Raw genomic sequence first — 11886 nt, 5'->3', positions numbered from 1 at the left:
GCGGGCCGCTCGCGCAAGAGCGGGACACACATGCGAGATGGGCGTTCCTGCACAGGGGTGGCAGTAGGCTGCTGGCGGTGACGGCAAGACACGTGGTCTCGGTCGAGACGCTCCTGCTGCGGACGGGCGACGGCTGGTCCTATCGGCGCGTGGTGGTCTCCCCCGCCGCTGGTGAGAGCCCCGACGAGGCGGCGCGCCGGGCGGCCGGGGTGGAGCCGGGCACGGACGAGGTGGTGGTGCACTCGACGAGCTGGCGCCACCGGCCGGGCGAGATCGTGCTGACCTACGCGGTGTGTCCCGATCCGGAGCCGTGGCTGCCCGCCGACGGGCGGCCGGCGGCGGAGCCGGCCCGGGGCGCGGCGCCCGCGACGCCGTCGCCGGAGCGGGTGGAGGTGGCGCAGGTGGCGGCGCACGCGATCCGGCACCTGGCGTTCCTCATGGTGGAGGACCCGGTGGTGCGCGAGGCGCTGTCCCGCCACCCGGAGGTCGCTATCGCGCTGTCGCCCAGCGCCGGGACAGGCGGCGGCCGAGCTCCTGCATGGGCCGTTCCACCCAGCGGTACGTCAGCGCGCTGACGGCCACGATCAGCGCCGTGACCAGCACGGTCGCGGTGAGCTGGACCGGCAGCGAGGCGGCGCGCAGGTCACCGGCGACCGCGCTGACGTACTTGAGCACCGGGTGGTGCACGAGGTAGAGCGAGTAGCTGATCAGGCCGAGCCAGGTGAGCGCCTTCGGCAGCCGCCTGCCGCGCAGCGCCATGGCGCCGCCGAACACCGCGGCCGACAGCGCGATCGTGGTCACCCACACGTCGGGCTGGACCCACCACCAGCCGTTCTGGACGGCCCAGAAGGGCGAGACGGCGACGAGCGCGGTGGTGAGGGCGACGGGCCAGAGGCTGCCCCGGCCGCGTTCCCACCGGTGGACGGCGGTGCCGGCGAACATGAGCGCCACGATGGCCGCGCCGAGCCACGGCACCCGGCTGTTGAGGACCAGCAGGACGAGCGCCATCACGCCCATGCTCAGCGCCGCCGCCCTGCGGAACCGGCCGCCGATCACGCAGGCGAGCCCGGCGACGAACACCGCGCAGGACGCGTACGCCACCCAGGCGCCGCCGAACAGGGCGCGGCTCATCACCAGCCCGGTCACCACGCCGGTGGCGGCGAACAGGACCGACAGCAGCGCGCTGCGCTCGTGCAGCCTCAGCAGGAACAGCGCGGTGACGAGCAGGTAGAAGACCATCTCGTACGAGAGCGTCCACATGGTGTCGGCGAGCCCGCCCACGCCCACGACGTCGAGCAGCATGGTGGCGTGCCCGGCGACGGACCCGCCGTCGCGCGGCACGGCCTCGCGGACCGGCACCCACCAGGCCAGGGCGAGCACCAGGACGGAGACGGCCAGGTAGAGCGGGTAGAGGCGGAAGACGCGGCTCAGCCAGAAGGCCCGCACGTCGCCGTGCCGCTCCAGGGAGGCCGGGATGATGTAGCCGCTGACCAGGAAGAACACGAAGATGCCGAAGACCCCGAAGCTGAACCAGTAGGGCCGTGCCGACGGCAGGTACCACGGCAGCATGTGCTCGGCCACGACGGCCAGGGCGCCGATTCCGCGGAGCGCGTCGAGCCAGGCGAGCCTGGAGTGGGAGCCGGCGGAATCGGACGCGGTGCCGCTGGATGCGGCTGGGGCGATCGACACCCGGCCAAACCTACCCTGACTTGCCCGGTCGATGCCGCTTGTTCCCTATGTGCGGACAAAGGACGGTAATGGTAGTCGTGCGCCCGATCTGAGCTCCGGCTACCAGCCGATGCGGCCCTTCCCGGAGACGAGCGCCCGGGCGATGACCAGCCGCTGCACGTCGTTGGTGCCCTCGCCGATCGCCATCAGCGGCGCGTCCCGGTAGAGCCGCTCGACCACGTACTCCTGGGAGTAGCCGTAGCCGCCGTGGATGCGCATCGACTCCAGCGACGCCTTGAGCGCGACCTCGGAGGCGAAGTACTTGGCCATGCCCGCCTCCATGTCGATCCGCTGCCCGCTGTCGGCGCGGGAGGCGGCCCAGTAGGTGAGCAGCCGGGCGGCCTGGATCTCGGTGGCCAGGTCGGCGAGCTTGAGCTGGATGGCCTGGAAGTCGGCGATCGGCTGCCCGAACGCGGTGCGCTCGCGGGCGTAGCCGAGGGCGGCGTCGTAGGCGGCCTGGGCGACGCCGACGGCGCGGGCGGCGATGTTGACGCGGCCGATCTCCAGCGCGCCGAGGACCTGCTGCATGCCGCGCCCTTCGACGCCGCCGAGCAGCGCGCCCACGGGGACGCGGACGCCGTCGAGCGCCACCTCGCACGTCTCGGTGCCCTTGTAGCCGAGCTTGGGCAGGTCGCGGCTGACGGCGAAGCCCTCGGCCGACGGGTCGACGAGCAGCACGGACATGCCCTTGTGGGCGGGCTCGGTGATCGAGGTCTTGACGAGCACGGGCAGCGGGTCGGCGTGACGGGCGTTGGTGATCCACGTCTTGGTGCCGGTGACGACGTAGTGGTCGCCGTCGCGGACCGCGCGGGTGCGGATGCCCTGCAGGTCGGTGCCGGCGCCGGGCTCGGTGAGCGCGATGCCGGTGCGGCGGGCGCCGGTGGCCAGCTCGGGCAGCAGGCGCTTCTGCTCGCCGGTGCCGTGGCGGGCGATCATCGAGCAGGCCATGGAGTGGGAGCCGATGGTGCCGGCCACGCCCATCCAGCCGCGCGCGATCTCCTCGAAGACGAGCGCGAAGGTGACCATGTCGGCGCCGAGCCCGCCGTGCTCCTCGGGCACCGACAGGCCGAACAGGCCCATCGTCTTCATCTTCTCGACGATCTCGGTGGGGTAGCGGCCGGAGTGCTCCCACTCGGTGGCGACCGGCACGATCTCCTTGTCGACGAAGGCGCGCAGCGTCTCGCGGAAGGCCCGCTGTTCGTCGGTCAGCTCGAAGTCCATCGCTCAGCCTTCCAGAGGGCCGGTCTTGGCCTGGGGGAAATAGCCCTTGTCGTGCGGGGCGTCGCGTTTGTAGACCATGACCGTGCGGGTCCACGACATGATCTCGTCGCCGTCCTGGTTGAGGCCGCGGGTGCGGCAGGTGACGATCCCGGCGTACGGCCGCGACTTCGACTCGCGCTTGGCCGTGACCAGGGACTCGGCGTAGAGGGTGTCGCCGATGAACACCGGGTGGGTGAGGCGGATCTCCTCCCATCCGAGGTTCATCAGCGCGGTCTGGCTGACGTCCATGACCGACAGGCCGAGCACGATGGCGACGGTCAGCCCCGAGTTCACGATGATCTTCCCGGCCGGGGCCTTCGCGGCGAAGTGCGCGTTGAAGTGGTTCTGGTTGGTGTTCATCGTGAGCAGCGTGAACCAGGTGTTGTCGGCCTCGCTGATGGTGCGGCCCAGCGGGTGCTGGTAGACGTCGCCGATCACGAAGTCCTCGTAGTGACGGCCGATGCGCGCTTCGTGGACGGTCATCCGGCCACGTTAGTCATCGTCCGTTTCGCCGGTCAACGATCACTTACGCGCGGCCAGCGCAGACACCACGTCCACGATCCGCACGGCCCGCTCCAGCTCGGCGCGGTGGAACACCGGCCCGTCGGCGCGCGCCACCAGCAGGTGCAGGTTCTGCGTGGTGACCGGCAGCAGCATCAGCCGCAGCTTCTCGGTGTCGAGGCAGGCGGCCCGCGGCGGCGGTTCCGGCAGGTCGACGTAGTCGGGCGCGGCCAGCGAGGCGTGCCGCACCGCGCCGTCGGCGTAGGCGACCGACCACTCGGCGCCGCACAGCCCCGGCAGCGCGTCGACGAGCGTCGCCAGCCCGCGCCCCGGCTCGGCGGCGACGTGCATGAGCAGGTCGTAGTCGGGCGCGGAGCCGGGTGCCTCGCGCGTCGGCCACACGCCCTCGATCCGCACGCCCGGCACGTCGGTGAACCGCTGGCGCACCTCCTGCGGGCTCGCCGCGCCGGGCCAGGAGACGGTGAAGTCGTCCACGGCCCGGCCCTTCTCCCGTTCCAGCACGGTGACCTGCAGGATGTCGGCGCCGAGCGTCCCGAGCACCTTGGCGACCTGCCCGAGGCCACCGGGCCGGTCCGGCAGCGACACCCTCAGTCTCAGCAGCATTGCCGCCCTCCCTTCCCGAGGCTTCTCACAGTGCCGTGGACAGGTTTCCGGAAGGTTCCACGGATATGTCGCACATGATGCGCGAATCGCCCCCCTGCCCTCTTCCCTCGCGGGAGGCACCTCATACCGGCGTCAGGCGAAGACGTCCTGCTGGTAGCGGCCGGATTCCTCCAGCCCGGCCAGCCAGGTCTCCGCCTCGCCCGCGCCGCCGCCGGTGCGCTCGCGGTACAGGGCGGACAGGGCGGCCCGGACGGCGGGCGCCATCCGCAGGCCGTCGCCGCACACGTACACGTACGCGCCCCGTTCGAGCAGGTCCCACACGGCGTCGCCCGCGGCGGCGAGCGCGTCCTGGACGTAGCGGTGCGGGTGGCCGGGCACGGCCGAGAACGCGGTGTGCACGCGCACGCCGCCCTGCCGGGCCCACGCCTCCACCTCGTCGCGGTAGAGCCAGTCGTGCTCGGGGTGGCGGCAGCCGGTGAACACCTCGGCGGGGCCGGTGGCGCCGGTCAGCGCCCGGTGCTCCAGGAAGCCGCGCAGCGGGGCGAACCCGGTGCCGGGGCCCACCATGATCACCGGGGTCGCGGGGTCCTCCGGCAGCCGGAACGGCGGCGCGGGCTCGCGCACGTAGCCGTAGAAGACCTCGCCCTCGCCGAGGCCGGCCAGGTAGGCCGAGCACATGCCCCGGTACTCGCCGCTGCCGGACCAGGCCGGGCCCTCCACCAGGCCGACGGTGATCCGGACCAGGCCGGGGGCGGCCAGCGGCGAGGAGGAGATCGAGTAGTAGCGCGGCTTGATCGGCCCGGCCATCTCCAGGAAGGCGGGCAGCGGCAGCTCGATCGCCGGGAACCGCTCCAGCAGCGCCAGCGGCGAGACCCGCTTGGCCAGGATCTCGTCGGCGTACGCGTCGGTCAGGGCGGCGAGCTGGCCCTTGGTCCACGGGCAGCCGGTGTGGGCGGCCAGCGCCTCCAGGTCGGCGCGGGTGGCGACCTCCTGCAGCTCGGCGAACTCGGTGAGCAGCAGCCCGGCGGTCACCGGCGTGTCCAGCGGCAGGTGGCTGGAGGTGCGGGCGCGCAGCCGGACGACCTGCTCGCGGGGCACGCGCAGCAGCCGCAGCGCCCACTCCACCAGCTCGGGGTCGTTCTTGGCGAAGACGGCCAGGTGGTCGCCCGCGGTGTAGGTGACGCCCTCGGGCAGCCGGGCGACGATCGAGCGGACGCCGGGGCGCGGCGCCTCCCGGGAGAAGTCCCACAGCCCGGCCGGGTCGCCCGTCAGCTCCTCGTTGGACACGACGGTCAGCGGCACGGCGCGGGCGGAGACGACGGCGGGCCTGACCTCGGCCTCGCTCAGCACCTCCAGCTCGTAGCGGGGGCCGGCGTCGGCGGCCGAGGCGCTGTAGACGTCGGCGACGGCCGCCCACAGCTTGCCGGTCCAGGCGGTGACGTCGCCGTCGAGGTCGCCGTCGGCGTCCGCCTCGCCCCGCTCGACCAGCGGCTCCGCGCCCGCCGCCGTGAGCTTGGCGTACGCGCGGCGCGGGAAGTCCTGGTAGGTGGGCCACTGGGTGTTGCCGACGCCGAGCACCGCGAGCCGCACGCCGGTCAGCGGCGGCAGGCTCTCCAGCGCGTCGAAGCGCTGGGCGTTGTCGGGCGCCTTGCCGTTGTAAGAGGAGGCGACCACGACGAGCAGCCCGCCCTCGGGCGGCTCCAGCTCGTCGAGCGTGACGAGCGTGGTGGCGAAGCCGGCCCGGCCGGCCCGCTCGGCCAGCCGCTCGGCGATGTCGGCGCAGGTGCCGAGGTTGGAGCCGTAGGCGACGGTGAGGGGGACGCCGCTCACGGTGACGTCCTGCCGCTCGTCGCCGTGCACGTCTCCGTGCTCGGCCGGCCGCTCGGGCACGGCGACGCTGCGCTCGTGCGGCCGGCGCTCGCGCACCCGCACGGTGAAGCCGTCGGGCTTGACGGTGAGGGTCTGCTTGATCCGCATCCGGTAGACGGCCGGGTCGGACACGGCGAAGCGGCGCAGGATCATGGCCAGCGCGAGCCGGGCCTCGGTGAGCGCGAACTGGCGGCCGATGCAGGCCCGCTCGCCGTTGCCGAACGGCTTGTAGGCGGCCGGGTGGTGGCTCTTCCTGCCCTCGGGCAGCCAGCGGTCGATGTCGAACTCCTCGGGCCGCTCCCACGCCTTGGGGCTGCGGTGCAGCGGGCCCAGCAGGACGCCGATCCGGGTGCCCGCCGGGATGGGGTGGCCGCCGATCGTGGTGTCGGCGACGGCGTTGACGCCGAAGGCCGGGATGGGCGACCACAGCCGCAGCGTCTCGTCGAGGATGCGCGGGATCACGTCCAGCTTCATGATCGTCTCGTACGTGGGCGGCTCGTCGCCCGGCAGCAGCCTGTCGACCTCGTCGTAGGCGCGGGCGAGCACGTGCGGCTCGCGCAGCAGGTTGTACAGCGCGAAGGAGAGCAGCCCGCTGGTGGTCTCGTGGCCGGCGATGAGGAAGGTGAGCACCTGGTCGCGGATGTTGTCGTCGGGCAGGCGCTCGCCGGTGCGCGGGTCGGCGGCCTCCAGCATGAGGCCGAGCAGGTCCTGCGACTTCTCCGTGCCGCCCCGGCGCTGCTTGATCACCTCGTCGACGAGCTCGCGCATGACGGCGATGTCGCGCCGGTATGCCTCCTCCTCGCGCCACTTGAGCCGCGTGAGGAGCGGGAGCTGCTGGTTGCGGTGCATGGCCTCGGTCAGCGCGCCGCCCATCGCCCGCAGGAAGGGATGCAGCTCCGGGGTGTCGAAGGAGCCGAACCGGTAGCCGAAGCCGGTCAGCGAGATCGTGTCGAGCGTGAGCCGGGTCATGTCGTCGGCGACGGGCAGGTCCTCGCCCTGGCGGCGGGCCCACGAGGCGACGAGCTGCTCGGCGACCTCCAGCATCTGCGGGAAGTACGCCTTCATCGAGCGCTGGCTGAAGGCCGGCATGAGGATGCGGTGCGCCTGGCCCCACAGGGGCTCGTCCTGCTCGGCGGTGAACAGGCCGTCGCCGCCGAAGTCGCGCACGATCGACAGCGGCGGGTCGATCCGCTTGACGAACCTGCTCTCGTCGCACGCCTCGGCCACCAGGTCGGGGTCGTAGACGAACAGGACCTTCCGGCCGGCCAGGTCCACCTGGTAGAGCCCCTGGTCGTAGCGGCCGGCCAGCTCCTCGAAGTAGGCCGACGGCGAGTGTGAGGGGATCTGCAGCGCGTTGCCGAGGATCGGCAGGCCCTTGGGGGCCGGGATCTCCGTCATGAGCACTCCCAATGCTTGTTGCCATACACCGTATGGCTGCTACCATACACCGTATGGCTACCAGTGCGCGAAGGGGCGCTCCTCTGACCCTCGGCGAGATCCACGCCGCCGCCCTGCGCATGGTGGACGAGGGCGGCGTCGACGCCCTGTCGATGCGCAAGCTGGCCGCCGAGCTCGACGTGAACCCGATGTCGCTCTACCACCACGTGCCGAGCAAGGAAGCGCTCATCCAGCAGATCTGCGTCGGCATGGCCAACCGGCTGGAGCTGCCGCCCGACGACGGCACGCCGTGGCAGGAGCAGCTGCGCGCGCTGGCGCTGGCCTACCACGCGCTCGCCCGCGCCTACCCGGCCCTGTTCGCCTACGCCTACGCCCACCAGCAGCCGGGCATCGCCCACGAGGGCGGCATCTGGGGCGTGCTGCACCGCATCCTGCGCGCGGCCGGCGTGCCCGGGCCCGACGTCGAGCGCACCGGCGACGTGCTGCACGCCTTCATGTCGGGGTTCGTGCTGGCCGAGACGAAGGGCCTGATCGCCGAGCCGGGCCCGGCGTTCGACACCGTCCTCGACCTGATCGTCCACGGGCTGGCCCACCGCCCGGCCTGACCCCCGGCCTGACCTCCTGGGCGCTCTCGCTCAGGCGGGCCCGGGGCCGCTGAAAGATGAGGTCATTTTTCGGGCCAAGCATGTCGTTGGCGCGATCAGCCGCTCCTCACCGGTAAATAGGCAATCATGGAATCCGGCCGCGGAGGGCGGCCACCGGAAAGACGTGCTGAGAGCGCGGAGAGAGCGCGGTGTGGTGAGGCCCAGCAGAGCATGGCCCGGGTGGCTCCATGTCGGTGTCCTGGAACACCGCCTGACCCGGATGTGGGTGCCCGGCGCCTTCCCGCCGGCCGAGTCGCTGCTGGCCGTCATGACGCTGGCGGCGGTCCCCCGGCGGCTGGCGGGGCGGCTGGCCGAGCACCTGAGCGGCGGCCTGGTCGTCGGCCCTGGAGCCGTTCCCGACCTGCCGGCCTTCGAGAAGCTGCGCGCGCTGCCGCTCCCCCAGCAGGAGGGCACGTGGGAGCGCAGCGCCGGCGTCTACGACCCGGCGCTGCGCCGCATCGCGGTCGGCAGCGTCCCCTCGCCCTCGGTGAACGTGTGCGGCCACGAGCTCGGTCACGCGCTGGACGACTCCGACGGGCGCCCGTCGGCGGAGCCGTGGTGGGTGGTGCTGCACGCGCTGCGCCGCGCCCACCTGGCCCCGCCGTACCGGGAGGACGTCTCGGAGCTGTTCGCCGAGAGCTTCGCCTGCGTGCTGACCCGCCGCACGTCGCGGCTGATCCACCTGCTGGGCGACGAGCGGGCCGCCCGGCAGGTCTACGCGTGGATGGCCGATCGCTACGGGATCGGCTGAGCCGCCCGGGGCGGGGTCAGCGCTGGTAGGCGCCGGCGTGCGGGTCGGCCGGGATGGGCCTGCCGGTGAAGTCCCTGGCCAGCTCGGCGCCCCCGTACCAGGCGGCCGGCAGGCGGACGGCCCGGCCGCGCGCCGGGGAGCCGGGCCGCAGCCGCAGGTTCGTCGCGGAGACGAATCTCGGGTCGGCCATGACCGAGCCGGCGCCGAGCTTGAAGCGGGCGCTGCGCGCCCGGTAGACGCTGCCCGCCTCGTCGGCGCCGGAGCCGTCCTCGAAGCCCGCCTGGCCGCCGACGACGACGACGTTGTTGCGGAGCTTGAGGATCGACGGGGAGCAGCCGTCGTGGCAGGACCAGCCGATGGTCTTCCTGGCCGGCATGTAGACCGAGTTGTGCACCGCGATCGTGCCCTTGACCGGGCCGACGATGTGCCGGGGGCCGCGCGTGACCAGGAACGAGCCGCTCCTGAGCGTGGAGGTGACGACGTTGAAGGCGATCACGTTGCCGGTGGCGGTGTCGCCCTTCTTGGCGCCGAGCTCGCTGAAGGTGTTGTTGTCGTGCGCCCGGTTGTGGGTGACGCGGTTGCGGTTGCCGCCGAACACCTCGATGGCGGCGCCGTCGTAGCCGTAGTCGGGGCTCTTGGCGTAGCTGCCGGTGATGGTGTTGCCGGTGACGAGGTTGTCGTCGCCGTTGAGCAGGATGCCGAACGCGCCGGAGTCGTTGTCGCCGCCCTTGTCGGCGATGCTCATCCGGTTGTTGGCGGTGAAGGTGCTGTCGCGGACGGTGTTGCGGGCGCCGGTGGGCGCGATGACGGCGCCGGCGATGTTGCGGTCGGCCTCGACGCCGGACAGCGTGTTGTGGTCGCCCTCGACGCGGAAGCCGGCCCAGCGGCAGCCGGAGGCGCGCAGGCCGCTGACCTTCCAGTGGTTGCCGGAGATGACGACGCAGTCGGCGTCGCGGCCGCTGATCCTGGCCAGCGGCCCCTTGCCGTACGCCTTGACGGTGATGGGGCCGGCCGCGGTGCCGCTGGCGGTGAGGGTGAGCGAGCCGCTGAACGTGCTGCCGCGCCGGATCGCGACGGTGTCGCCCGGCTGGAGCGAGGTGGCGTTGACCGCGTCCAGCGACTTCCAGGCGGCCGACTCGGACGTGCCCGCGGCCGAGTCGTCGCCCGCCTTGGAGTCGACGTAGTAGGTCGTGCCGGCCTGGGCCGCGGCCTGCAAGGGGACGGCGGGCAGGAGCGTGGCCAGGACCGCCACGGACAGTAACCTCATACGTGACACCACTATCTAATTGAACGTTGCACGGAGATGTGCCAACTTAGCGTGATCGCGGGGCGAGGCGCCAGACGCGGAACGACGGCCCGTCCCCGGGCAGCACGTCGCCGTCGGGCGCGTCGTGCACCCCCTCGGCGTGCGTGCCCAGCCGCAGCTCCGGGCCGGGCGCGCGGCGCGCGCACACCACCAGCGTCTCCTCGTACGTCTCCCGCGCGAACACCAGGCAGTCGGCGTCGGCGTGCAGCCAGCGCAGGCCGCCGTGGCGCAGGGCGGGCTCGGCGCGGCGCAGGCCCAGCAGGGTGCGGTAGCCGGCCAGGGTGACGAGATCCTGGTCGGCCGGGCGGTTCCAGGGCATGGGGGTGCGCGCGTGCTCTCCGTTGACGCCGGTGAGCCCGTACTCGCTGCCGGCGAAGACCATGGGCGTGCCCGGCAGCGTGGCCTGCAGGCCGAGCGCCACCAGGTGGCGCTCGCGCGAGCCGGTCACGGTGCGGATGCGCGGCGAGTCGTGGGAGTCGAGGAGCTGCCAGGAGTGCACGAGCGAGCGCCACGACAGGTGCGAGGCGAACGCGCGGAACGTGGCGAGCGCGTCGGTCCCGTCGCGGCGGGGCACGCCGCCGGGCACGCCGAGGAAGTGCTCCAGGCCGGGGTCGTCGCCGCGCAGCCAGGCCCACACGGGCCGGGTGAAGCCGCCGTAGTTCATGGTGCCGTGCCAGCCGTCGCGGTCCAGGTCGGCGGAGGCGTCGTGGTTGTGCTCGGCGATGAACGCGGCCTGCGGCGGCAGGGCGCGGCGCAGCATCGCGGCCACCTCGTGGGCGTGGTCGGCGGCGCCGAGCCGGCCGGTCATGTTGGCCACGTCGACGCGCCAGCCGTCGAACGGCCCGATCCAGCGGGTGAGCACCTCGCGCATGCGGGCGCGGACCAGCTCGCTGCTCCAGTCGAGCTTGGGCAGCGACTTGAAGCCCCACCACGACGCGTAGTCGCCGGTGTCCGGGTCGAAGAAGTACATCTCGCGCTCGGGCGCGCGCACGTCGGACACGGCGGCGGTGAACCACTCGTGGGAGTCGCCGGTGTGGTTGGTGGTGATGTCGCCGAGCAGCCGCATGCCGCGCGCGTGCAGGGCGTCCGACAGCCGGTGCAGCGCCTCGTCGCCGCCGAGCAGCGGGTCGACCCGGTCGAACGTGGCCGCGTCGTAGCGGTGGTTGGAGCGGGCCGGGAAGATCGGCGTCAGGTAGACGGTGTCGGCGCCCAGCGCCTCGATGTGGTCCAGGCGCTCGGTGATGCCGTCGAGGTCGCCGCCGTAGAACTGCTCGGCGGTGCCGGGGCCGTGCGGGATGACGGGGTCGCGGTCCCAGTCGCGCGGCAGCGCCCAGCCGGGCAGCTCGCGCATCGGCCGGGAGGCGGCGAAGCGGTCGGGGAAGATCTGGTAGACGATCGAGCCGGCCATCCAGGCGGGCGGCGGCGCGTGGCAGACCAGCCGGAAGTCGCCCGAGTCGGGCAGGTCGTGCCGGACGAGCCCGGCGGCGGTCAGCCAGCGCTGCCCGCGCGCGGTCTCCAGCAGGAAGCGGTAGCGGGTCACCGGGTTGACCGCGGTGACCTCGGCCCGCCACCACACGTCGCCCGCGCCGTAGCCGCCGACCGCGCGGGCGGTCCTGGCGGCGTCGACGGACGCGGGCGCGTAGCGGGGCTCGCCGTCGTGCACGGCGCGTACGTGGACGCCGGTGACGCCCGCGGCGCGCGGGGCGCGCAGCCACAGGGTCACCGTGGAGCCGAGCTCGGGCGCCTGGGCGGAGACGTAGAGTGCGGAGCCGTCGTGATGCGGCTCGTCGATCAGGCGCACGTGA

10 protein-coding genes are annotated in these 11886 nt (G+C 73.0%); 3 read left to right on the top strand and 7 right to left on the bottom strand.

The features are described 5' to 3' along the window. The first annotated feature begins 77 nt into the window (after positions 1-77). Positions 78-575, top strand: a complete 498-nt coding sequence (locus AB0G11_RS33315) for a hypothetical protein (protein ID WP_357590620.1) — start codon at positions 78-80, stop codon at positions 573-575. Here AB0G11_RS33315 and AB0G11_RS33310 read toward each other — a convergent pair. From AB0G11_RS33310 to AB0G11_RS33290, 5 genes are all read right to left on the bottom strand, one after another. Continuing rightward, complete coding sequence (locus AB0G11_RS33310; protein ID WP_357590619.1) at positions 490-1689, bottom strand: acyltransferase; 1200 nt, start codon at positions 1687-1689, stop codon at positions 490-492. The genes AB0G11_RS33315 and AB0G11_RS33310 overlap by 86 nt on opposite strands. A gap of 99 nt (positions 1690-1788) precedes the next feature. After that, entirely contained in the window at positions 1789-2949 is a 1161-nt protein-coding gene (locus tag AB0G11_RS33305) for an acyl-CoA dehydrogenase family protein (protein ID WP_219509430.1), read from the bottom strand. Positions 2950-2952: 3 nt separating this feature from the next. Then, entirely contained in the window at positions 2953-3471 is a 519-nt protein-coding gene (locus AB0G11_RS33300) for a MaoC family dehydratase (RefSeq protein ID WP_219509429.1), read from the bottom strand. Between the two features lie 39 nt (positions 3472-3510). Further along, positions 3511-4113, bottom strand: a complete 603-nt coding sequence (locus tag AB0G11_RS33295) for an ACT domain-containing protein (RefSeq protein ID WP_219509428.1) — start codon at positions 4111-4113, stop codon at positions 3511-3513. Between the two features lie 132 nt (positions 4114-4245). Then, on the bottom strand, positions 4246-7380 hold the full coding sequence (locus AB0G11_RS33290; RefSeq protein ID WP_357590617.1) for a cytochrome P450: 3135 nt from the start codon (positions 7378-7380) through the stop codon (positions 4246-4248). Positions 7381-7433: 53 nt separating this feature from the next. On the opposite strand from AB0G11_RS33290, the gene AB0G11_RS33285 reads away from it, so the two are divergent. Beyond that, positions 7434-7985: a TetR/AcrR family transcriptional regulator gene (locus AB0G11_RS33285; RefSeq protein WP_219509426.1), complete on the top strand. Its 552-nt coding sequence runs from the start codon at positions 7434-7436 to the stop codon at positions 7983-7985. A gap of 259 nt (positions 7986-8244) precedes the next feature. Further along, positions 8245-8775 carry a hypothetical protein gene (locus AB0G11_RS33280; RefSeq protein ID WP_219509425.1) on the top strand — a complete coding sequence of 177 codons (531 nt, stop codon included), beginning with the start codon at positions 8245-8247 and terminating at the stop codon, positions 8773-8775. Between the two features lie 16 nt (positions 8776-8791). On the opposite strand, the gene AB0G11_RS33275 is transcribed toward AB0G11_RS33280, so the two are convergent. Both AB0G11_RS33275 and AB0G11_RS33270 read right to left on the bottom strand, forming a co-directional pair. Next, the gene (locus AB0G11_RS33275; protein ID WP_219509424.1) at positions 8792-10042 is read right to left on the bottom strand and encodes a right-handed parallel beta-helix repeat-containing protein; all 1251 of its coding nucleotides are present in this window, start codon (positions 10040-10042) and stop codon (positions 8792-8794) included. 46 nt (positions 10043-10088) lie between these two features. Then, a complete protein-coding gene (locus tag AB0G11_RS33270; RefSeq protein WP_308125956.1) occupies positions 10089-11882 on the bottom strand; it encodes a glycoside hydrolase family 13 protein in 1794 nt (597 codons plus the stop codon). Positions 11883-11886 lie beyond the last annotated feature (4 nt).

Origin of the sequence: Nonomuraea sp. NPDC023979, assembly GCF_040639085.1 — a bacterium.
GTDB classification, from domain to species: domain Bacteria; phylum Actinomycetota; class Actinomycetes; order Streptosporangiales; family Streptosporangiaceae; genus Nonomuraea; species Nonomuraea ceibae.
Note: the sequence above shows the minus strand (reverse complement) of the source record. Positions and strands in the feature narration are given on the sequence as shown.

Coding starts and splice junctions, on each gene's coding strand:
- AB0G11_RS33300 (WP_219509429.1), bottom strand. CDS start 3,471: ATGACCGTCCACGAAGCGCGCATCGGCCGTCACTACGAGGACTTCGTG.
- AB0G11_RS33290 (WP_357590617.1), bottom strand. CDS start 7,380: ATGACGGAGATCCCGGCCCCCAAGGGCCTGCCGATCCTCGGCAACGCG.
- AB0G11_RS33285 (WP_219509426.1), top strand. CDS start 7,434: ATGGCTACCAGTGCGCGAAGGGGCGCTCCTCTGACCCTCGGCGAGATC.
- AB0G11_RS33305 (WP_219509430.1), bottom strand. CDS start 2,949: ATGGACTTCGAGCTGACCGACGAACAGCGGGCCTTCCGCGAGACGCTG.
- AB0G11_RS33275 (WP_219509424.1), bottom strand. CDS start 10,042: ATGAGGTTACTGTCCGTGGCGGTCCTGGCCACGCTCCTGCCCGCCGTC.
- AB0G11_RS33280 (WP_219509425.1), top strand. CDS start 8,245: ATGTGGGTGCCCGGCGCCTTCCCGCCGGCCGAGTCGCTGCTGGCCGTC.
- AB0G11_RS33295 (WP_219509428.1), bottom strand. CDS start 4,113: ATGCTGCTGAGACTGAGGGTGTCGCTGCCGGACCGGCCCGGTGGCCTC.